Origin of the sequence: Cryobacterium sp. MDB1-18-1 (assembly GCF_004402735.1) — a bacterium.
GTDB classification, from domain to species: Bacteria; Actinomycetota; Actinomycetes; order Actinomycetales; family Microbacteriaceae; genus Cryobacterium; species Cryobacterium glucosi.
In genome coordinates this window covers 57,883-79,705 of sequence record NZ_SOFR01000046.1, presented here as the reverse complement: position 1 = coordinate 79,705, position 21,823 = coordinate 57,883, and the positions used below count along the sequence as shown (strand labels likewise).

The window sequence follows — 21,823 nt, the reverse complement described above, 5'->3', positions numbered from 1 at the left end:
CACGCCGCATCCCCGGGCAGCGGATGCCGCGGGTCGCGAAATTCTCCGACATAACCGAGCCTGAGCCCCGACCGGGGAGCCGCTCCGAGCACGCGCGACCGGTCACGCGGACCGTGCGTGCGACATCCGGTCAGCGGTGCAGCGCGGGCACGATCAGGTAGACGCCGTACAGCACGGCCGCGACGCTGACCGAGAAGCAGGCATAGGCTCCGACGAGCGCGAGGCGCTTCTGGAACACGGTCAGCGGGTTCGCGGTCGCCGATTTGCGCCGCCGCTTGGCCTCTTTGGCCGCCCGCTTGGGCGTGAGCACCGTGATCGCGCCGGTGAAGGACGCCGGATCCACCACGAGCGCGCGGCCGGCACTCGTCAGCAGCCGCAGTCCGAGGGAGTACAGGCTCACGACGAGGGTCGACGAGAGGAGCGAAGCCCCGGCGACGACGAAGAATGCGCCCCAGTCGATCACAGCGATACCTTCTTCCGGTCGCGGCGCGCGATTCGCCTGGGCGTCTTCTTGATCTTCACGACGAGGGCGGCGTCGTCGATGTCGTGGAGGTTGTCGTGGGTGATGCGGGTGCGCCGCGACTGCCGGAACAGCAGGGCGACGATGACCGAGCCGAGGACCAGGTCGATGACGAGCCCGATCGGCCCGAGCAGGGTGAAGCCTGCGGCGAACGCGCCCATGACCGCGGAGGCGGGCAGGGTCAGCAGCCAGCCGAGCGCGATCTGGCCGGCCATACCCCAGCGCACGGTCGCCCCGCGGCGGCCGAGGCCGGAACCGATGACGGAGCCGGAGGCGACCTGGGTGGTCGAAAGCGCGAAGCCGAGGTGGCTCGAGGCGAGGATCGTCGCGGCCGTGCTCGTCTCCGCGGCGAAGCCCTGGGCGGGCTTGACGTCGGTGAGTCCCCTGCCCATCGTGAGGATGATCCGCCAGCCGCCGGTGTACGTGCCGATCGCGATGGCGAGCGCGCACGTGCAGATGACCCACCACTGCGGGCCGCTGCCGACCGCCTGGAATCCGCCGGCGATGAGGGTCAGCGTGATCACGCCCATCGTCTTCTGCGCGTCATTGGTGCCGTGGGCGAGGGCGACGAGGGAGGACGAGAAGATCTGCGCGTACCGGAAGCCACCCCGGCCGTCCGCCTTGCCTGCGTCACGACGCGTGATGAAGTAGGCGAGCCTGGTCGCGACGAGCGCGACGACACCGACCGTGACCGGTGCGATCAGGGCGGGCAGGATCACCTTCGCGAAGACGACGGTGAAGTCGACCGACTGGACGCCGATGCCGATGATGGCCGCGCCGATCAGGCCGCCGAAGAGGGCGTGGCTCGAGCTCGACGGCAGGCCGCGGAGCCAGGTGATCAGGTTCCAGACGATCGCGCCGATGAGCCCGGCGAAGATGATCTGCGGCGTGATCTGCACCCCGCCGTTGCCCTCGCGGATGATGCCCCCCGACACGGTCTTCGCGACCTCGGTGGAGAGGAATGCGCCGACGAGGTTGAGCACGGCTGCGAGGCCGACGGCGACCTTGGGCCGCATCGCCCCGGTCGCGATGGGCGTCGCCATCGCGTTCGCGGTGTCGTGGAAGCCGTTGGTGAAGTCGAAGACGAGGGACAGCGCAATGACGAGCGCGACGATCAGGGTGAGATCCACCGGAGGCTTTCTTGTTCGGCTGCAACAGGGTGCAGCCGAATCCGCGCTGCTTCCCGGACGCCGGACGGACAAGCGACCTAACGATCCTGACACTCCCGGGAGGTCAGGTCAATTCAGCGGGAATACTGCTCGCGTTCAGACGCCGTTCACCGGCGGCCCCTGCCCGCCCAGCCGCCCGCCCGGCTGCCCGCTCAGCTGCTCGCGACCACCGTCGCCAGGTCCGCGCCGAAGGTGAACGTGCGGCGCACGGGCACGCCAGCGAGCACGCCAGGCAGCCAGTGCCTGGCATCGTCCCACATCTCGTCGAGGGGCAGCGCTGCGACGTCGAACCAGACCGGGTTGAGTTCGTCCGATTCCCGGGGAGTGCCGCTCCAGTCGCTGCATACGAAGACGGACGATTCCTGGCTCCATGCCTCCCGGTGCGGGAACAGGTAGGTCAGCACCCCGAGGGCGGTGAGAGCGGATGCCGCGACGGAGAGTCCGGACTCCTCCTCGATTTCGCGCACCGCGGCATCCACCGCGGTTTCACCGGGTTCGAGCTTGCCGCCGAGGCCGACGATGTTGCCGAGGCCGAGGCCCTTCTTCTTCCGGCCGAGGAGCACCTGGGTGCCTCCGGCGGGCGATTCGCGGGTGAGGTAGCACACGCACACCTGGGGCAGGGTCATGGACCCAGCTTAACGGCGGGGTTTGTTAGGCTGCGCCTATGAATTTCGTTCCCGAATCGGGCACCATCACCATGTTCACGACCAACTGGTGCGGCTATTGCTCCCGGCTGAAGTCCCAGCTGGACAAGGCCGGCGTCGGCTACACCGAGGTCAACGTCGAAGAAGTCGACGGCACGAGTGAGCTCGTGATGAGCCTGAACGGTGGAAACCGCACCGTGCCGACGGTCCTGTTCCCGGACGGGTCGAGCGCGACCAACCCCTCGCTCGCGCAGGTCCAGGCCAAACTCGCCTGACCCTCTCCTCCCCGGTTCCACCAGCTGAGGGGTCGCAAATCGACCTTGTAACACGCTGAGGGGTCGCAATTCGACCTTCCCGTGTGCTGCGAAGGTCGATCTGCGACCCCTCAGGGATGCGATCGGGTGATGCTGCCGGCTCTAGCCGAAGAGGACGGCGGCCTCGTCGTAGCGTGCCTGCGGGACGGTCTTCAGGCCGATCGTGGCGTCGGCGATGCTGACGATCTCGATGTCGGTGCCCTTGAGCGAGACCATGGAGCCCCACTGGCCGGCGTGGATCGCGTCGACGGCGGCCATGCCCAGGCGGGTGGCGAGCACGCGGTCGTATGCCGACGGGGAGCCGCCGCGCTGGGTGTGGCCGAGGACGGTCGCGCGGGTTTCGATGCCGGTGCGCTCTTCGACCATCGGGGCGATCATTTCGCTGATGCCGCCGAGGCGGGGACGGTTGAACGCGTCGAGGCCCTTGGTGGAGAGTGCTTCCTCCATGCCGGCGAGCTTGAAGCCCTCAGAGACGACGAGGACCGGCGCGCGGCCGCGGTCGCGGACGCTGAGGACCCACTCGCAGATCTGCTCGATGGTCTGGCTCTGCTCGGGGATGAGGATGGCGTGTGCTCCGCCGGCCATGCCGGAGTGCAGGGCGATCCAGCCGACGTGGCGGCCCATGACCTCGACGATCATGCAGCGGCCGTGCGACTCTGCGGTGGTGCGGAGGCGGTCGATGGCCTCGGTCGCGATCTCGACGGCGGTGTTGAAGCCGAACGAGTAGTCGGTGGCCTCGAGGTCGTTGTCGATGGTCTTCGGCACGCCGACGATGCGGATGCCTGCGTCGGTGAGGCGGCGGGCTGCGGTCAGCGTGCCCTCGCCACCGATCGCGATAATGGCGTCGATGCCCTCGGCATCCATCATCTTCTGGATGTTAACGGGTCCGCCGTTCTCGCCCTCGAACGGGTTCGTGCGCGAGCTGCCCAGAATGGTGCCGCCCTGACGGGATAATCCACGCACACTGTGGCGATCGAGGGTCATGAACTCCCCCTGCACCAGCCCGCGCCAGCCGTTGCGGATTCCGATGAATTCATCATCGAGAACGCGGACACCTTTAAGGACGGAACCGCGAATAACCGCGTTCAACCCGGGGCAGTCTCCACCGCTCGTGAGGATACCAATTTTCATCTGTGACTGCTCCTTCATGCTCAAGTACTCATGTCGGCGCCTGCACCAACCCCTAATGATGGTCCCGAATCGGGGCCAGACTCAAATCCGCGCCGGGGAGTGCAGGCTACAGCTCCCCGTCGAGTGCCTGGGTGAGCAGGAACACGAGGGCGCTGGCCTGGATCGAGTCCTCGGACGAGGCCTCGCCCTCGACCCCGTCGAGCGCGCGGGCCGCGAGACCCTGCTTGCTGCCGATCAGTTCGGCGATGCGCGCGTCGATCGTGTGCGCGGCGATGATCCGCCACGCGGTGACCGGTTCCGACTGGCCGATGCGGTGCACCCGGTCGATGGCCTGGGTCTGCTCCGCGGCCGTCCAGCTGAGCTCGGCGAGCACGACGTTCGAGGCCGCCTGCAGGTTGACCCCAACGCCGGCGGCGCTGAGCGAGCAGACGACGACGGCGACACCCGGGTCGTTGTTGAACGAGTCGATCGCGGCCTGGCGGGCGAGCGCGGTCTGGTCGCCCCTGAGGGAGACGGAGCGCATGCCGCGCTTGGCGAAGATCTGCTCAGCGGTGTCCATGACGTCGATGTGCTTGGCGAAGAACACGACCTTGCCGACCGAGTGCGCGAGCTGCACGGCGTAGTCAGCGGCGAGCCCGGCCTTGGCCTGGCCGATCTTGCGCACCATGGTGAACACGTTCTCGCCCGTCGTCTGGCCCTTGGACTCCTCGAGCTCCGCGTGGGCGACCGCGCGGATGAATGCGGCCCGCTGGGCACCGTCGAGGCTGGGCGCCGTGCGGCCGGGATGGCGCGCGGACACAAGGCCGTGGTACCGAGTGACGAGGCGGGCTGCGAGTTCCCGTTCGGCCTGGCGGATCGAGCGCCCGAGGTCGTCGTCGAGCTCGACCGGCAGGTCGGCGATGCGCTTGGCGGGCAGGTCCGTCGCGACGTCGACCTTGCGGCGGCGCACGATACCCATGTCGATGACCGCGGCCCTGGCTTCGGAGTAGAAACCGGCATCCGCCGGGGTGAGGCCGGTGGCCTCGAGCCGGGCCATCAGCTTCGCGGTCGGCTTGTCGCCGTCGATCCAGCCGAGGAACTGCCAGATGGCGCGGAAGTCGTCGACGTCATTGATCAGGGGGGTGCCGGTCAGGGCCATCAGCAGCGGGTTGCCGCCGGGGGTGCGGCGGCGGATCTGCTCGGCGAGGGCGAGCACGTGGCGGGAACGCTGCGACTGCAGGTTCTTGATGAAGTGCGCCTCGTCGACGACCATGCCCTTGAAGCCGAGGGTGCCGAGCCAGGCCCTGTGCCGGTCGAGCACGTCGTAGTTCACGATGACGACGTCGGCGAAGGCGTCGAGGGTGTCGCCGTCGCCGTGGATGACGGTCGCCCGGCGCTGCGGCGTCCACATCTCGACCTCGCGCACCCAGTTCATCTTGACGACGTTGGGCACGATGGCGAGCAGCGGGTACGCTCCGGCGACGGATGCCGCGAGCAGGCTCTGCGCGGTCTTGCCGAGACCAGGCTCGTCGGCGAGCAGGTAACTGCGATGGCCGAGCCGTGCGCTCTCGATGAAGCGGGACTGGTGCCGCATGAGTTCCATGCCGGGCGGGGAGAGCCGGTCGATGACGGGCGCCTCCGGCAGGTCCATGCTCGCGGCCTGGCCGCCTGAGCCGTATTCGAAGGACTTGAAGAGCGGGCCGATCAGTTCCCAGTTGGCGAGGCGGCGCCCGGAGATGACGGGAGCGGCCTGGACGGCGCTGAAATCGGGAGCGAGGAAGGGGTTCGCGAGCTGGCGCGCCCGCACGGACTGCGGGACGACCTGGTTCTCCGGCTCATCGGGCTTGACCTCCGGCTCGCGGGTGATGATCAGTTCGTCCGGGCTCAGATCCGCCCCGGATTCGAGGAGCCAGTCGCGGCGGAAGCGCTGTGCGACGGTCGACACTCCGGCGTCGGGTTCGAGGAGGGTGATCAGGCTCGTGTCGCGGGCCGCGGTCTTCGCGAGGATCTGCGCGATGCCGTCGAGGCGTTTGAGCAGCTCTGCCCTGTTCGCGTCGGTCAGTTCGCGGTCGCCCTTGACCCTGGCGCGTTCCTCGCGCATCAGGAGCGCGATGACCTGGTATTTCGTGCGGTTCGTCGGCCCGAGCTTGGTGCCCGACTGGGCCTTGGCTTCGACCTCGCGCACCTTGCGGGCGAGGATCGGGATGATCGGGGCGTCGTCGTCCCTCGAGCGTGCGCGCTGCCTGGCGCGGCCTCCGGCCGGGGCATGGTTGTTCGAGCCTGGGGCCTGGTGGCGGGTGTATGCCATTCTTCTCCAACTTCACAGCGGCTGTGGCAGCGTGATCCACGCGCGACGTCGTGCGGCATCCGTGGACACCAGAGCGATCAATCGAAAGAACCGGGCCGAGCCAACGAAACGATTGTGCTGCAGACCGCTTCGGTACTACACCGGGGAGGTCGAGACGACGACCGGGTTTCGACGCACCTGTAGTCTACGCCCGCGCATCCGCCCGATGACACACCCCGCACGACGCTCAGTGCACGGGGACCTTGACGCGCACCCCGACGACGATGAAGAGCAGCGCCGCGACATACTGTGCGGCCACCCAGCCTTGCCCGTTCAACCCGATCACGAAGATCGGGTTCCACAGCACGGCGATGGGGGCGAGGCCGATGAGCCACCACCAGGCCTTCCCCTGCACGGCGAAGACGCAGAGGATGAGGGCGAGGATGCTGACGGTGTACCGGATGATGATGAAACTGTCGGCGTCGATCAGGGCGAGACCGGCAAGCAGGGCGATGGCGCCGAGCAGGCCGGGCGCGAGAGCTGCCCGGGAAAAGGTGGGTGCGACCGGGGTGCCCATCAGACGCCCCCTCCCCCGCCGCCGCCGCCTCCGCCGCCGACGGACCCGCCGCCGCCGAACCCGGAACTCGAGGAGCTGGACGCGGTGCCCGACCACGCCGACGTCGTCGAGCTCGCGAAGCCGCTCAGGCTCGCCGCGAAGAACCCGGCGTTGAACGCACCGGTGCCGTAGTACCAGTCCGGCTGGGACCGGCTCTGCGCGTAGTACTCACCGAGCACGGCCGACCAGTCCTTCTCCTGCCCGAACAGCACGGCGAACGGCAACAGGCGCTCGTAGAGCTTGAGGACCTGCAACGGCTGCCCGGGGTCGACCATCATTTCCGGGCTCCCCGGCTCCGGGCGGTACGGCGAGCGCAGGGCGCCCTGGGGGCTCTGCAGCACCCGCAACCTGTCGGTCTCGGCGACTCCGATGTACAACCTGACTCCTTCGAGGTAATCGCGCAGTTCCGCCCCTGCTGCGGTGAGCGGGCGGATGCTCGACGCGAGTGACACGGTCGTGATGGCGCCGATCAGCCCGGCGAGGAGGACGAGGAACGGCCACGCCCCGCCGATCTCGAGCGCGAGACCGACGACGCCGCCGAGAACGGCGACGAGGCCGCCGACAACGGAGAGGCCGAGCAGCGCGGAACGCAGGGACCCGCCCTTCTTCTCACGGAAACCGGCGGGGATCGCCGCCCGGCGGGTCGCCCGCAGTTCGCCCTGAAGCGCGGTGGTGAGGCTGGTGCTCTTCTTCTTGAGGTCGCGCTGGGTGCCCGGTTTGAGCCCGGGAAAGAGGTGGCCGAGCATGGAGAGCTCCGTCGCGTCGACGCCCCGGGTGTCCCGCAGCTCGAGCAGGTAGTGCTTGGGCCCGGAGCCTTCGAGCACCCGCACGTTGCCGCGCACGGCGAACTGCAGGAACTGGGCGGTGATGGCCTTCGTGGACGTGCGGGTCACCTCGCCGGCCTGGAGCAGGTTGACACCCTTCGGCGGCAGGTATTCGGCGATGATCGTGGGCCGGCCGGGCGCATTGCGCCAGCGGGTCGCCCGCAGGGCGATCGCGAGGGCGGCGCAGACGAGCGCGAGCACGGCACCGGCGAGGCCGACGGCGGGGATCGGGCTCGCGAAGAACGAGTTGTCCCTCGGCACGAAGGTACCCGGGGTGAAGCCGACGACCAGGGTGAGTCCCTCATGGGCGGCAAGGCTGCCGCTGCTCGCGCTGATCCGGGTTCCGGTCGTCGCCGCCGCACTCGAATCCGTGCTGATCTCGGAGCAGTCGGCCGAGGAATTCGTCGATCCCTGGAGGCACCTGGCCTGGCCGGTCAGCCGGCCGGTGAGCTCAGGGTCGACCGTGAGCGTCGCGGAGACGGAGCCGAAGGGCTGGGCCCAGCCGGTTCCGTTGACCTCCCAGTAGAACTCCTCATCCTGCGCATCCGTCGGAACGAGGGTCACGTCACGCTGCGTGTATGTGATCACATAGGTCTGCGCGCCGTGCACGTAGCCGTCGGCTGCGCTCGTCACGATGAAGAAGTCGCCGGCGTCGCTCTCGCTCGTGTCGCTCGGCCGCGGGGCACCGTTCTCGTCGGTGACGCTCACAAGGTCGATCCCGGTCGGATGCCCGTCGTAGTGGCTCGGGATCGACCGACGGATGCCGTGGTTCTGATCGAAGTCCGGGAACCGGGCGACGATGGTCTCCGTCGTCGTCAACGCGGAGTGCCCGTCCGCTGACCGGCTGAGCACGAAGTCGGAGTGCATCGAGTCGAAGCTGAAGTCGTCGACGCCGCCGGGCACGGAGACGGCGGGCTGCCCCAGGGGCGCGGCCGCGACGGCCGCCGCGGGCACCGACAGGGTGAGGAGGGCGAACGCGCCCAGGATGGTGACGAACAGGGATCGAGCCAATCGGCGCATGCCCCCACTCTAGCGAGCGGGCTGGGGCGCAGACGTCGCTTCGGCCGTGGCCGTGATGCGGTTGGCCATCCCGCTGAAGATGATCCCGTGGAACGGCAGGATCGAGAACCAGTAGAGCCGGCCGCCGAGGCCGCGTGGGAAGAACACGGCACGCTGCCGGTAGACGGAGCCACCGTCCGCGGCCGGTTCGGCGGTCATCTCGAGCCAGGCCAGCCCGGGAACCCGCATCTCGGCACGGAGCCGGAGGAAACGCCCGCGCTCGAGGCTCTCCACCCGCCAGAAGTCGAGCACGTCGCCGGTGTGCAGCCGTTCCGCGTCGCGCCGGCCACGGCGGAGCCCGACGCCGCCGACGAGCTTGTCCGCCCAGCCGCGCACGGCCCAGGCGAGAGGGAATGAGTACCAGCCGTTGTCGCCGCCGATGCCCTCGATGATGCGCCACAGTTCGGCGGGCGCCGCGGGGGTGTGCTTCGTACGAACGTCGGTGTAGACGAGGTGCCCCGCCCACTCCGGGTCGCTCGGCAGCGGGTTGCTGCTCGCCCCCTCGATCGAGGCGTTCCGCCAGCTGGTCTCGACGTCGCCGTCGCGCATCCGCCCGAGCGCGAGCCGCACGGCCGTGCGGTACCCGCTGAGACCGCCGTCGGGGACGGGGATGTACCCGTCGATGTCGTGTTCGCCCATCACGCAGTCGTTCTGCAGGGAGGCGATGATCGGCACGGCGAGGTTGCGCGGGATCGGGGTGACGAGGTTGACCCACTGCGAGGCGAGCCACGGGGTCAGCACCGGCAATGAGGCGATCGGGCGCTGGCGAAGTCCCGCCTCGAGGGCGTAGCCGTTCATCATCTGCCCGTAGCGGAGCACGTCGGGACCGCCGATATCGAAGGTTCGGTTGACGGAGTCTGGCAGGTCCGCCGCGGCGACGAGGTAGTAGAGCACGTCGCGCACGGCGATCGGCTGGATCTTGTTCCGCACCCACTTCGGTGCGGGCATGTACGGCAGCACGTCGGTCAGGTGCCGGATCATCTCGAAGGACGTCGAGCCGCTCCCGATCACGACGCCGGCCTGCAGGGCGGCTGTCGGCACGCCGGAGGCCAGCAGGATCCGTCCGACCTCGGCCCGGGAACGCAGGTGCCGGGAGAGGGTCTCGGTGTCCGGGTGCAGCCCGCCGAGGTAGACGATCCGCGAGACGCCGGCCGCCGCAGCTGCCGACGCCACCGTGCGGGCGGCCCGCGCCTCGGCCTGCTCGAAGTCACCTGAACTGCCCATCGCGTGCACGAGGTAGTAGACGACGTCGATCCCGGCGCTCGCCGCGTCCACGGCGTCGGCGTCTGCGAGGTCGCCGACCCGGATGTCCACCCGGTCCCGCCAGGGGACGTCGGTGAGCTTCTGCGGCGAGCGCACGAGCACGGTCACCTCGAATCCGGCGTCGAGGAGGAGCGGAACCAGCCGCCCGCCGATGTAGCCGGTCGCCCCGGTCACGAGTGCTCGTCTGGCAGTCATGGTCAGAGCCTAGGGCGAATGCCGGCGCTGAGGCTGGGAGCCTGCCGGGCCTGTGGATGAATCGCTCGCGCTCGATGCGAATCCGGCAGGATCGGCGCATGACTCTTCGACTCGACCCCCGGTATCCGCTCGTCTGGCGCTCGCCGGACACCATCCAGCTCGGCGTCGACCACCCGGCGCTCCGCGTCCGCGTGCCCGGCCCCGGCCTCGAACGCGTCATCGACGCGCTCCGGTCCGGGGTGCCCCGCAGCGGCGCCGTCATGCTCGGCCGCACGGGCGGGGCGACTGCAGAATCCGTCTCCGCCCTCCTCGCCGCGCTCCGCCCGGTCCTGCTCGACGACCTCGGGCCGGAGTCCTCGACGCCGGCGCTCCGGCACTGGGTGTCCGTCGACGGGCGCGGCACGACGGCCGCGCGGCTCCGTTCCTTCCTCGACGACCTCGGGCTCGACACCCACGAACTCGACGACGGTGTCGGCGGAAGCGCACGGGTCGCCGACGATTCCGGCTACGGCACCGGCATCCGTTTCAGCACCGCTAGCCGCACCGGCGCGGATGCCGCCGCCCCCGCGGACACGGACCTCGCGGTGATCATCGGCCGGTTCGCGATCGAGCCGGCACGCTACCGGCGCTGGCTGAACCGCGACGTGCCGCACCTGCCGGTCGTGTTCGGAGACCGGAAGGTGCGGATCGGCCCGCTCGTGGAGCCGGGGCTGGGCCCGTGCCTGTTCTGCCTCGAGCAGGCCAGGGTCGACGCCGACCCGGCCTGGCCCGCGATGGCGAGCCAGCTGGCCCACCGGCCTGCGCCGACGGAGTCAGCGCGTCGTGGCCTCGAGGTCGCTGTCCGGGTTGCGGGGATCGTGCAGGATCGGGTGCTGTCCGGTCACTCGGCGCTCGCGGGCGTCTCCCTGTCGATCGACGCCGCGAGCGGAAGGATCACGCGCCGCGTCCACCGGCCGCACGAGCGTTGCGCATGCCGAGCTCTGTCAGGAACCGCGATCGTTCCCTCGGTGCCCGTTGCTGGTGCCCGGACGCGGACCAGCTCAGGGCGAGTCGCCGGCGTGCCCTGGTGATGCCGACGTAGAGCAGCCGGCGTTCCTCGTCGATCTGCTCGAAGGTACCCGCGTAGCTGATCGGGACGAGCCCCTCTGACAGCCCCACCACGAAGACGGCGTCCCATTCGAGGCCCTTGGCCGAGTGCAGCGTCGCGAGGGTCACCGCCGAGACGGTCGGTTCGTGCTGGCCTGCCTGCCGCTCCATCAGTTCGTCGGTGAACTGGCGGAACGTCGTTCCGGGCGCGGCCTGGTCGACGAGCCCCATGATGGCGTTGAGCGATTCCCAGCGGTCCCGCACCGCACCGGCGGCCTCCGGCGCTGTCTGGCTCCAGCCGAGCGAGCGCAGCACGTCGCTGGCCGACTTGAACAGCGGCTCGCCCACGATCGAAACGGATGCCGCTCGCAGCTGCATCACGGCCTGCTTGACCTCGGTGAGGTCGAAGAACCGCTTCGATCCACGGATCTGGTAGCTGATGGACAGGTCGCCGAGCGCGGTCTCGAGCGCCGCGGCTTGCACGTTGACCCGGTAGAGCACGGCGATGTCTTCCGGCCGGATGCCGGATTCGATCAGTTCGAGGATCTGCTGGGCGACCCCGCGTGCCTCCGCGAGGTCGTTCGCGTACTCGTGCACGCTCGGTTCGACCCCCGGCTCCGCCGAGTGCGCGCGCAGGGTGAGCGCCCCGGTGCGGCCGCGCATAAGCTGGTTCGCGGTCGTGACGATCGCCCCCGTCGACCGGTAGTTCTGTTCGAGGCGCACGACCGTCGCATCCTCCCAGCGCTTGGGGAAGTCGAGAAGGTAGTCGCTGCGGGCGCCCGCGAAGGAATAGATGGTCTGGCTGGCGTCGCCGACCACGCACAGGTCCCTGCGAGGCCCGACCCAGAGGGCGAGCAGGTCGTGCTGCAACGGCGACACGTCCTGATACTCGTCGACGACGAAGAACCGGTACTGCTCGCGCACCTGCAGGGCGACGGAGGGTTCGGACTCGATCATCCCGGCCATCGCGAGCAGGACATCCTCGAAGTCGATCTGCTTACGCTCATCCTTCAGCCGCTCGTAGCGTTCGTGCATCGCCACGACCTGGTCGGCGTCGAGCCGGCCGGGCAGGCTGCGCCTGGCGATGCCGGCGGCGTAGTCCTCGATGCTGAGCCCGGTGGTCTTGCGCCACTCGACCTCGGCGGCGAGGTCGCGCAGGGTCGCGGTGTCGAGCCGGAGTTTGAGCTGTTCGGCGGCGTGGCCGAGCAACCGGCCCTTTCCGTCGAGGATGCGCGGCGCCTGGCCGCCGACGACGTGCGGCCAGAAGTAGTTGAGCTGGGAGAGCGCTGCGGCGTGGAAGGTGCGTGCCGCGACGCCGCCGGCGCCGAGTTGGCGCAGCCGGCCCCGGAGTTCCGCGGCGGCCCGCGAGGTGAAGGTGAGCGCCATCACCCGGTTCGGGGCGTACGCGCCGGTCATCACCCCGTAGGCGATCCGGTGGGTGATCGCGCGGGTCTTGCCGGTGCCTGCGCCCGCGAGCATGCACACCGGCCCGACGAGGGCCTCCGCGGCGATGCGCTGCTGGTCGTCGAGGCCGGCCAGAAGCGTCTCGGGGGTCAGCGCCATCCGGCGACCAGGTCGGGGCCGAAGTCGATCGGTCCGCCGTACCACTGCTCGATGATCGCGCGTGCGATCGAGGAGCGGCCGGGCAGGATGATGCTGTCGCCGGCCGCGGCCAGTTCGGAGCGGCTGAACCAGCGCAGGTCGAGGATCTCGTCACCGTCCGGCAGGACACCGTCCGGCTGCTGGCCGTCGGCGAGGCGCGCGGTGAAGCCGAACATGATCGAGGCGGGGAACGGCCACGGCTGGGAGCCGAGGTAGACCGGGTCGGTGACGCGGAGGCCGGACTCCTCGAACATCTCGCGGATGACGGCCGCCTCGAGGGACTCCCCCGGTTCGACGAAGCCCGCGAGCAGGGAATAGCGGTTGTTCTCCCACAGGGCGTTCGACCCGAGCAGGATGCGCTCGTCGGCATCGGTGATCAGCACGATCACGGCGGGGTCCGTTCGGGGGAACACCTGGCTGCCGTCCACGGGGCACCGGCGGCTCCAGCCGCCGCCCTCGACCTCGGTTGCGGCGCCGCAGCGCGGGCAGTGCGCGTGCGAGGCGTGCCAGTTCGCGAGCGCGAGCGCTTCGGTGAAGAGGCCGGCGTCGCGGTCGGAGAGGGCGCTCGCGACAGTGCGGAGCGGCACCCAGAGGGACTCGTCCGGTTCGAGGGTCGCGGCCGCGCCGTCGTCGAGGATAACGGCGACCAGGCGGGTGCCCGCGGGTTCCGCGCCCTCGTCGGCGAGGGACCTGCCGAGGTAGAGCTCGATCGGGGTCTGCGCGACGAGGGCGGGCGGGAACAGGCGCAGCCGGGGCCGGCGGCTTCCGGTATCGGTTGCGGCGAGCTCGTGGGTGCCTGCGGGGGCCGCACCCGGCGTTCCCGCCAGGAGGGTGGACCCGCGCCAGAGCGGGAGGACGCGCGTGGAGGCATCCGCCCGGAGCTCGTCGAAGAGTCCGGGTATGGCCCGGGTGAGGTGGTCCCTGTCGACGGCGTGGCGGGACAGCGGCAGTTGGGAGGTGAACGTGAACGGCATGAAGACCCTTCGGACTCTGGCGTGACTGCCGAAGTTATGTGGAGGCGTGGCGAACGACCACACCGAGGGGAAGTCGACCTAACCTAGTAGGCATGGCCAGATCCCATCTCACTCTAGCCGCGCTCGCCACTTCAGCCGTGCCCGGTCTCGACGTCGTCCAGGCCCGCAGCCATGGCTCCAGCGGGCGCTCCTCCGGCGCGCCCGGAGCATACGATTCCGCTGTCCTGCTGGACCGCGACGGACGCTCCCTGATCATCCGGGTGCCGCTTTCCCAGGCCGCGGAGACCGAGCAGTCCGCGGACCTCGTCGCGCTCCGCGCCCTGACCGTCGGCAATCGCAGCCGCCTGCCGTTCGACGTTCCGCAGTTCGTCGGGCAGGCCCCGCTCAGCGGGACGCGCGCCGTCGTCTACGAGTTCCTGCCCGGCGACACCTTCGACGCGGACGCCCTCACCGGACACGCCGGGGTCTCCGGGTCGATCGGCCGGGCCATCGCGGCCATCCACGGCCTGCCGACCGCGGTGGTGAGCGATGCCGGGCTCACACAACGCAGCGCCCAGGACTGCCGCACCGAGGTGATCGACCTGATCGGCCGCACCGAGGCGACGGGGTACCTCCCGGCGGCCCTGCTCCGCCGCTGGGAGCTCGCGACCGACGACGACGCGCTCTGGCAGTTCCTGCCCTGCGTCATCCACGGTTCACTGTCCGCGGAGTCCTTCCTGATCGGCGAGGATTCCGTGACGGCCGTGCTCGGCTGGGCGGCGCTGAGCGTCGGCGACCCGGCCAGGGACCTGAACTGGTTGCTCGCCTCCCGGGGAGCCGCCGGCGAAGCGGCGATCGCATCCTACGGCGGCGTGCGCCAGGGCAACGACCCGCGCATCACGCAGCGGGCGATGCTCTACGCAGAGCTCGAGCTCGCACGCTGGCTGCTGCACGGCACCGACACCCGCAACCAGGGAATCGTCGATGACGCCGTCGCGATGCTCGACGGGCTCGTCGAGAACGTGCACCACGCGACCTCGCACCCGCTGTCCCCGAAGACCGGCCCGATCCTGAACGTGTCCGAGGTCGAGAGCCTGCTCGCCGCGACCCCGTACGCCGCGGTGAAGCGCGCGCCGGCCGCCGCGATGCACACGGATGCCTACACGCTGTTCGACTTCGAGACCGGCGAGTTCGCCGACGAACCGGACACCACCGGCGCGATCGACGTCGTGGGCGACGGCACGGACACCGGCACCGGCGCCGAGGTGCGGGACACGACCGAGGACCACGCCGCCACGAGGTCCGCCTCGGAGTAGAGCCGCTCGGGGGCGACCACGGTGTCGTCGGCGACGAAATAGAACACCGCGTCGACCTCGTCAGGGTCGATCCCCTTCCAGGTCGCGTACGCGAGGCGGTAGAGCGCGAGCTGCGTCTGCTTGAGTTCGAGGTCCGCTGCGTTCTTCGGCGCCCGGCCCGTCTTCCAGTCCACGACCTGGTAGCCCGTCCCTGTGCGGTACACCGCGTCGAGCTTGCAGATGAAGACCTGGCCGGCGAGCACGTAATGGATCTCGATTTCGACCTCCTCCGGTTTGAGGCCGGCCCAGGGCGACCGTTCGAAGGTCGCCTGGAGGCGTTCGAGCTGGGCCTGCTCGAGCGGCTGGTTCTGGTTGAGGTCGAGATCGAAGGCATCGGCATCCGTGTCGGTGTCTGCTTCGAAGAGCCCGGCGTCGATCCGGTCGCCGCCGAGGAGGCCGCCGGCCCGCCGCTCGACCCAGGAATGGAAGAGGGTGCCGAGCCGGGTGGCCCGGTACGGCCGCTCGGGCATGGGGCGGCGCACCTGTGCGGCGACCCCGGCGGGATCGTCGACGTAGTCCTTGAACCGCGAGGCGGGGATGCGGGCGGGCAGCGGTGCGACCGTGCCTGCGCCCAGGCGGAGGGCGCGTTCCTCGAGCAGCAGGGTCACGACGTGGGACCAGCGTGTCTCGCGGGCCAGGGTGTCCGGATCGTTCGCGGCGGCGCGCACCCCGGAAGCGGCCGCTTCGACGACGGCCCGGCGGGTGCCGAGCGGGTCGAAGGGCCAGGCCGGCGTGAGGCCGTCCTCCGGGGCCGGTTTCTCGGCGTTGGCGCTTTCCTCTGGCAGGGGGTCGATGAGGCCGGCCTCCGCGAGCTCGACGAGGTAGCGGCTCGGGGTGCGCACGGTCGAGCCAGAGCCCCAGAACGAACCGGTCAGCAGGAGTTCGTGCCTGGCCCGGGTGGTGGCGACGTAGATCAGCCGGCGTTCCTCGTCGTCGTGGCGGCCGGCGAGGTCCGCCTTGTACGCCTGGAAGGCGAGGTCGTAGGACAGCTGGCTGTCGTGGCCGGTCCAGTCGAGCTGGGGCAGTTCGGCGTGGTCGCCGCGGAACGGGTACGGCAGCTCGCCGAAGCGGATCCAGCCGGTGACCTCGCGCGCGGGGGCCGGCAGGCTCTTGTCTGTGAGGTTCGGGATCGCGACGTAGTCCCACTCGAGGCCCTTCGCGCCATGGATGGTGAGGAGTTGCACGGCGCCCTGTTCGGCCACCTCGGCGCGCGGTCCCCTGTCGTCGGCGAGTTCGGCCCGGCCGAGCCAGCGCAGGAAGCTCGCGGCGGTGCCGAGCTCGTCACTCGCGAGGAAGTCGGAGATGGTGTCGTGGAAGGCGTAGAGGTTCGCGAGGCCGAGGCTGTTGTTCTCGTTCGCGACGAGTTCGACGTCGAGGAGGAGCTCCTGTTCGACGAGGCGCACGAAGTCGAGCAGCGGAAGACCGGCCCGCGAGCGCAACCAGGCCAGCAGCTTGCCTGCTGCGCGCAGCCGCTCACGGCCGGTGTCGGTGAAGCCGGCGAGCTGGCCGTGACCGGGCGGCGCCGCCGCGGCGAAGTCGAGGGCGTCGACGAGGGAGGCCCCCTCGTCGTCGGCGACGGACGCACGGAGCTTCTCCGTGAGCTCCCGGCTGACGGCCTTCTGCGCCCAGTCGTGGGCGGCGAGCCAGCGCGAGACGGCCGCGAGGTGCTGCAGGTCGCGCGGGCCGACCTGGAACCGGGCACCACTCAGCAACCGGACGAGTTCGCTTCCCGCCGAGGGATCGTGCACGACCCTGAGCACGCTGACGACGTCGGTGACTTCCGGGGTGGAGAGCAGCCCGCCGAGGCCGAGCACGTGGGCGCGGACGCCGTTCGCGCGGAGGACCCCGGCGAAGAAGTCCATGTCGCGCCGGGCGCGGAAGAGGATGGCGCCGGACTTGTCGCTGCCGGCGCCGAGCCGGGCGGCGAACCAGCTGGCAACGGCCTGGGCCTCGTCGGTGGCCGTCTCGGCGAGCTGTGCGGAGACAGCGCCGGGCCGGGTGCCGTCCGGCACCTTGAGCGTCTCGACCTGGATGCCGTCCGTCCGGCGGCGCAGGACCTCGCTGAGCGGGGCGACGAGCGTGTTCGCGGCGTCGAGGACCGACCGGGGGTTGCGCCAGGTGAAGGAGAGCGACATGGACGGGGTGACCCGGCGTTCCGAGCGGGCGTCGGGGTCGAAGTCGGCGGAGAAGGCGAGCAGGTTCGCGGAGCTCGCACCGCGCCAGCCGTAGATGGACTGGTGCGGGTCGCCGACGGCCATCACCGGATGCCTGGCGAAGAGGGTGTGCAGGAGTTCGGTCTGGAGCACGGAGGTGTCCTGGTACTCGTCGAGCAGCACCACCCGGTACTGTTCGCGGTACCCCGCGACGACCCGCGGAACCCGCTGGCTCACCTGCAGGGCGAGGGCGACCTGGTCGGAGAATTCGATCAGGCCGAGCCGGCGCTTCTCCCGGTCGTACCAGTCGGCGAGTTCGGCGAGCACGGGCAGCGGCCCGACCGCGGCGAGTGAGTCGACGACGGAGGTGTACGGGACCTTCTTGCGCGGGTTGCCGTATGGAAGGTCTTCGAGGTAGGCGAAGCCGGCGGCGAGGCCGGCGAGATCGTGCCCGGCGCGGCCGGGGGCGCCCGCCGGGCCGGTCGTTGCCAGGCCGGTCGTTGCCAGGCCGGTCGTTGCCAGGCCCGTTGTAAGTGGAGGCGGGTTCTCGGCGAGCAGGCGGCTGAACCGGAGCACGGCATCCGTCACGGCGTCGAGGCTCTTGCCCCAGGGCACGAGCCTGCGGTCGCCGTGTTCGATCACGACGCGGCGGGCGAGCAGCCACGCGCTCGTCTCGGTGAGCAGGACGGACTCGGGTTCGCGGCCGAGCAGGAGGGCGTTGTCGGTGAAGAGACGGCTCGCGAAGGAGTTGTACGTCGACACGGTCGGGGTGTTGAACAGGCCGGAGTCGACGAGCTCGCCGGTGGTCTCTGCGCCCGCGGCCGGAGTCGGCGCGGGCAGCAGTCCGTTGGCGTCGAGCTGCGCGATGCGGTCGCCGATGCGCTCGGCGAGTTCGCCGGCCGCCTTGCGGGTGAAGGTGAGGCCGAGGACCTGGTCTGGGCGGGCGAGGCCGTTGGCGAGCAGCCAGAGCACCCGGTTGGCCATGGTCTCGGTCTTGCCGCTGCCGGCTCCGGCCACGACGAGGGTCGGCGCGAGCGGGGCCTCGATCACCGCCTGCTGTTCCGGGGTGGGCGGGAACATGCCGAGCGTGCCGGCGATCTCGAGGGCGCTGACCGGGTTCTGCGGACGATGCGGGTCGTGCGGCACGGGCGTTCCGTTCTGGCTCACGAGCTGACCTGCCCGATGATGTGGATGCGGCAGGCCCCGTGCGAGCGCGGGTCGAGGCAGTGTGTGGCGAGCTCGGCGACGAAGGTCGCCCCGCCCATCAGCGCCGCGTCGGCACCCACCCTGGTGCGGAAGGCGAGGAGCTGTTCCGCGGTGAAAGTGGTCTGGGTGGGGTTGCGGTAGTTCTGCTTAGCTGTGCCGGAGGAGACGATCACGAGGCGGGCTCCCGCGAGGGGGGTCCCGGCGGGGACGCCCTCGATCTGGCCTTCCTGGAAGGCGAGCTGGTAGGCGCCGAGCTGCGGGTGTTCCGCCACGCCCGCGTCGCTCACGGGGTCTCCGCGCCCGGTCTTGAGATCGACGATGACGGCGCTGCCGTCGGCGAGGCGTTCGACCCGGTCGACGGTGCCGGTGAGCCACGCGCCGTCGACGTCGAACCCGAAGCTGCCCTCGGCGCTCAGGAGTTCGCCGCCGGCGTGTTCGAAGTCGAGCAGGTAGGAGGCGAGCCGGTCGGTGAGGACGCGCGCGTCGGCGCGCTGCACCTCGGACTGCCACTCCGCGTCGAAGCGGAGCTCGCCCCAGCGCTCGTCGACCGCCTGCCACAGTGCTTCTGGCTGGCGGTCGGTCGACTCCTCCATGACCGCGTGGATGATCGTGCCGAGGTTCGCGGCCGTGTTCGAGCTGCCGCCGCCGAGCCGGCCGATCGCCCAGTGCAGCGGGCAGGTCTCGACAGCGGCCATCTTCGACGGGGAGACCCGCACCGGCTCGTCACCGGCCGTCGGGTCGTTGAGGGGTTGTAGCGTGCTGGGGCCCGCGAGGCCGTACCACTGGCCGGGGTCAGCACCGGGCACGGCTGCCGCGGCGAGCCTCGCGAGGGTTGCCGCGGCATCCATTGCGCGCTCCGACCGTTCGGGGTGTTCGGACAGGGCGCCCGCCGCGACGCCCCTGGTGAGGTCGCGGCGCAACCGGCCGACGAGACCGCGGAGTGACACCGGGTAGCGCCCGGCGGGATCGGTGCCGTCAGCCCCGGCCGGCGGGGTCGGCCGCGGCAGCAGCTTGAGGAACACCGACGGTTCGTTCTCCTCGTTGTCGACGGCCGTGACGAGGAGTTCGCTCCGGGCCCGGCTCGCGGCCTGGGCGAACATGCGCAGCTCGTCGTGCAGGACCTCGGTGCGCGCGTCGCCGCCTCGGGGGTCGCGTCCGGAAGCGAGGGCGGCGAGATCGCCCGAACCGAGCAGCGAGCCGCGGATGCGCAGGTCCGGCCAGACGTTCTGCTGCACGTTCGCGATCACGACGAGGTCGAACTCGCGGCCGATCAGCCCGTTCGGGGTCGAGACGGTGACGGCGTCCCCGAGGGCGCGGGGGGCGAGGGTGTCCTCTGGGACGTCGGTGTCGACGAGGTGTTCGAGGAAGAGCACCGGCGGGGCCGCCGGGGTGCGTTCGACGTAGCGTTGCGCTGCGGAGAACAGGGCTACGACGGCGTCGAGGTTGTGGTTGGCCTCGTCGGCGATGATGCCGATTCCGGTGGACTGCTCGAGCCATTCCCTGGCGAGGCCGCTGCGCTGCCAGAGGCCCCAGAGCAGTTCCTCGATGGTGGCCCCCGCCTCGTATTCGACGGATGCGGCGAGCAGGCTCTCCGCGCAACTCGCCGCGCGGCGGGCGGTGCGGTTGTCGATCGCCGACAACAGCGACGGCGTCGCGAACACGGCGGCGAGAAGCTCGTCGGCACTGCGGGTACGGGCGGCGCTCGGGGTCGCGCCGGTTGCCGGCTCGCCGGGCTCCTGTTGGCCGAGTTCCTGTTGGCCGAGTTCCTGCTGGCCGAGTTCCTGTTGGCGCAGCGCCGCGCGGAGGCGCCGCAGGGTGATCGGGTCGAGGCCACCGAGGGGGCCGCGCAGGAGTTCGGTCGCCGCTTCGGCGTCGAGGGGACGGCGGCCGAGAGTGACGTCGAGGGCGAGGATGAACGCACGCACCGCCCATTCGTCGCGGAGGGCGGTCTGCGCTGAGGGCACCTGGGTGGGCACCTCGAGGGCCGCGAGGCCGCGGGCGAGTGCCGGGATGGCCGAACCGCTCCGCGCGACCACGGCCATGCGGCCCCACGGCACTCCGTCGAGCACATGCCGTTCCCTCAGCCGCCCGGCGATGAGCGCGAGCTGGTCGGCGGGGCTCGCCGCGAGGAGGGTTTCGACAGAGGCGGCGGATGCTTCGGTGCCGGCCGCGTCGGTGCCGGACTTTGCGACGCCCGACTCTGCGGCTCCTGGGTCTGCGGTGCCGGACTCGACTGAGGGCACGTCGGACGGGGACTCGACGCTCCCGGCCCGGCGTTGGGTGCCCGCGGACGCGGTCCCGATCCGGTGGGTGATCTCCCGCACGACGCCCCGGATGGCGGGTCCATGCCGGTAGACGGTGTCGAGCACGAGGGTCGTGACGCGTGGTGCGCCCGGAGCGAGGTAGTCGGCGAGCCTGCCGAGGGCATCCGCGTGGGCGCCGTTGAACGAGCCCGTCGTGATGTCGGGGTCGCCGGCGGCCACGATCGCGACGCCGCGCGCCGCGAACTGGGCGAGCAGGGTGAGGGTGGCCCTGTTCAGTTCCTGGGCGTCGTCGACGACGATGAGGCGGAGGCCTGCAAGGGTGCCGAGGGTCGCGGCTCCCGCGGACCCGGGAGCCGCTGCGGCGACGACGGCCGCGGCGAAGCCGGCGAGCTCGGTGGAATCGTACTGGCCGGGCCGGCTCTGGTCTTTGACCTCGTCGTAGCCGCGGATGAACCGGGCAGCCGCGATCCATTCCGGGCGGTCGGTCGCTGCACCGAGCTCGGCGAGGCGGGTGGGGGTGATCCCGTATTCCACGGCCCGCATCATCAGATTGCGCAGTTCGGTGCGGAACCCGCGCAGCCGGCGCACGCCCGCGTCGAGGGTGGGCGGCCAGGCCGGGCCGGACGGACCCGCCCCGTCGCCGTCACGGACCCCGTCACGGTCACGCACGCCGCCGAAGTCGCCGCTGCCATCGACGGGGTTGCCGTCGTCGAGGTCGCCCTGGAGGAGTTCGGCGATGATCTGGTCCTGCTCGCCACCGGTGAGCAGCGTCGGCGCCGGGCCGCCGGCCGCGGCTTCTGCTCCGCGCACGAGTTCGAACGCGACGGAGTTCGCCGTGCGGGCGAGCGGGCCGTTGGTCGGGACGCCGAGGCGGAGCGCAAGCCGGTCACGCAGCACGGTGGCGCCCGCCCGGGTCGGCACGAGCAGGAGGACCTCCCCCGGCGCATACCCGCGCTCGAGGACGCGTTCGGCGAGGAGCTCGATGAGGGTCGTGGTCTTCCCGGTGCCCGGGGCGCCGATGAGCGCGGCGGAGACCCCGTCGGCCAGCTCGAGGGCAGCCCGCTGGGAACCGTCGAGGGGGAAGGGAGGCGCGGAAACGTCGCGGTCGAGGGTCGGAATTCCGGGGCTGGTCACGTTTTCAAAGCTAGCGGGTTGCGCCGACAGTGAACGTTGTCCGGCTGCCCCGCCGTTCTGTCGTAATCT

Annotated in this window: 13 protein-coding genes and 1 pseudogene; 2 read left to right on the top strand and 12 right to left on the bottom strand. The window is 70.7% G+C overall.

Features of this window, described 5'->3' with window-relative positions; genetic code table 11:
* Nucleotides 1-130 precede the first annotated feature (130 nt).
* The 3 genes from E3O50_RS12095 to E3O50_RS12085 all read right to left on the bottom strand — a co-directional run bounded on the left by E3O50_RS12095 (nt 131) and on the right by E3O50_RS12085 (nt 2,315).
* Nucleotides 131-463, bottom strand: a complete 333-nt coding sequence (locus tag E3O50_RS12095) for a peptidase (protein ID WP_134449566.1) — start codon at nt 461-463, stop codon at nt 131-133.
* Nucleotides 460-1,650: an inorganic phosphate transporter gene (locus E3O50_RS12090; protein ID WP_134449565.1), complete on the bottom strand. Its 1,191-nt coding sequence runs from the start codon at nt 1,648-1,650 to the stop codon at nt 460-462. Before E3O50_RS12090 ends, E3O50_RS12095 begins: the two co-directional genes overlap by 4 nt.
* Nucleotides 1,651-1,841: 191 nt before the next feature.
* Nucleotides 1,842-2,315, bottom strand: coding sequence for an 8-oxo-dGTP diphosphatase (locus tag E3O50_RS12085; protein WP_134449564.1), 474 nt, complete (start codon nt 2,313-2,315; stop codon nt 1,842-1,844).
* 38 nt (nt 2,316-2,353) lie between these two features.
* Here E3O50_RS12085 and E3O50_RS12080 point away from each other — a divergent pair, with 38 nt between their 5' ends.
* Nucleotides 2,354-2,608, top strand: a complete 255-nt coding sequence (locus tag E3O50_RS12080) for a mycoredoxin (protein ID WP_134449563.1) — start codon at nt 2,354-2,356, stop codon at nt 2,606-2,608.
* A 141-nt stretch (nt 2,609-2,749) separates the two neighbouring features.
* Here E3O50_RS12080 and E3O50_RS12075 read toward each other — a convergent pair whose 3' ends face one another.
* From E3O50_RS12075 to nudC, 7 genes are all read right to left on the bottom strand, one after another.
* A complete protein-coding gene (locus E3O50_RS12075; protein WP_134449562.1) occupies nt 2,750-3,778 on the bottom strand; it encodes a 6-phosphofructokinase in 1,029 nt (342 codons plus the stop codon).
* A gap of 106 nt (nt 3,779-3,884) precedes the next feature.
* Entirely contained in the window at nt 3,885-6,065 is a 2,181-nt protein-coding gene (locus E3O50_RS12070) for a DEAD/DEAH box helicase (RefSeq protein ID WP_134449561.1), read from the bottom strand.
* A 226-nt stretch (nt 6,066-6,291) separates the two neighbouring features.
* On the bottom strand, nt 6,292-6,621 hold the full coding sequence (locus E3O50_RS12065; RefSeq protein WP_241975349.1) for a DUF6804 family protein: 330 nt from the start codon (nt 6,619-6,621) through the stop codon (nt 6,292-6,294).
* Nucleotides 6,621-8,504, bottom strand: a complete 1,884-nt coding sequence (locus tag E3O50_RS12055; protein ID WP_166790649.1) for a DUF2207 domain-containing protein — start codon at nt 8,502-8,504, stop codon at nt 6,621-6,623. Before E3O50_RS12055 ends, E3O50_RS12065 begins: the two co-directional genes overlap by 1 nt.
* Before the next feature lie 9 nt (nt 8,505-8,513).
* On the bottom strand, nt 8,514-10,001 hold the full coding sequence (locus tag E3O50_RS12050) for an SDR family oxidoreductase (protein ID WP_134559131.1): 1,488 nt from the start codon (nt 9,999-10,001) through the stop codon (nt 8,514-8,516).
* 933 nt (nt 10,002-10,934) lie between these two features.
* Nucleotides 10,935-12,650, bottom strand: coding sequence for an ATP-dependent helicase (locus E3O50_RS12045; RefSeq protein ID WP_134449559.1), 1,716 nt, complete (start codon nt 12,648-12,650; stop codon nt 10,935-10,937).
* The gene (gene nudC / locus E3O50_RS12040) at nt 12,641-13,663 is read right to left on the bottom strand and encodes an NAD(+) diphosphatase (protein ID WP_134559129.1); all 1,023 of its coding nucleotides are present in this window, start codon (nt 13,661-13,663) and stop codon (nt 12,641-12,643) included. Before nudC ends, E3O50_RS12045 begins: the two co-directional genes overlap by 10 nt.
* A gap of 92 nt (nt 13,664-13,755) precedes the next feature.
* Here nudC and E3O50_RS19665 point away from each other — a divergent pair.
* Nucleotides 13,756-14,496 (top strand): annotated as a pseudogene (locus E3O50_RS19665) (phosphotransferase); the annotation flags it as partial.
* A gap of 305 nt (nt 14,497-14,801) precedes the next feature.
* Here the strand turns inward: E3O50_RS19665 and E3O50_RS12030 are convergent.
* Both E3O50_RS12030 and E3O50_RS12025 read right to left on the bottom strand, forming a co-directional pair.
* Nucleotides 14,802-18,317 (bottom strand): ATP-dependent DNA helicase, encoded by a 3,516-nt coding sequence (locus tag E3O50_RS12030; protein WP_241975348.1) that lies wholly within the window; start codon nt 18,315-18,317, stop codon nt 14,802-14,804.
* On the bottom strand, nt 18,314-21,754 hold the full coding sequence (locus tag E3O50_RS12025; RefSeq protein ID WP_241975347.1) for a UrvD/REP family ATP-dependent DNA helicase: 3,441 nt from the start codon (nt 21,752-21,754) through the stop codon (nt 18,314-18,316). The genes E3O50_RS12030 and E3O50_RS12025 overlap by 4 nt, the downstream gene beginning before the upstream one ends.
* Between the last annotated feature and the right edge of the window lie 69 nt (nt 21,755-21,823).

Coding starts and splice junctions, on each gene's coding strand:
- E3O50_RS12085 (WP_134449564.1), bottom strand. CDS start 2,315: ATGACCCTGCCCCAGGTGTGCGTGTGCTACCTCACCCGCGAATCGCCC.
- E3O50_RS12080 (WP_134449563.1), top strand. CDS start 2,354: ATGAATTTCGTTCCCGAATCGGGCACCATCACCATGTTCACGACCAAC.
- E3O50_RS12075 (WP_134449562.1), bottom strand. CDS start 3,778: ATGAAAATTGGTATCCTCACGAGCGGTGGAGACTGCCCCGGGTTGAAC.
- E3O50_RS12070 (WP_134449561.1), bottom strand. CDS start 6,065: ATGGCATACACCCGCCACCAGGCCCCAGGCTCGAACAACCATGCCCCG.
- E3O50_RS12065 (WP_241975349.1), bottom strand. CDS start 6,621: ATGGGCACCCCGGTCGCACCCACCTTTTCCCGGGCAGCTCTCGCGCCC.
- E3O50_RS12055 (WP_166790649.1), bottom strand. CDS start 8,504: ATGCGCCGATTGGCTCGATCCCTGTTCGTCACCATCCTGGGCGCGTTC.
- E3O50_RS12050 (WP_134559131.1), bottom strand. CDS start 10,001: ATGACTGCCAGACGAGCACTCGTGACCGGGGCGACCGGCTACATCGGC.
- E3O50_RS12045 (WP_134449559.1), bottom strand. CDS start 12,650: ATGGCGCTGACCCCCGAGACGCTTCTGGCCGGCCTCGACGACCAGCAG.
- nudC (WP_134559129.1), bottom strand. CDS start 13,663: ATGCCGTTCACGTTCACCTCCCAACTGCCGCTGTCCCGCCACGCCGTC.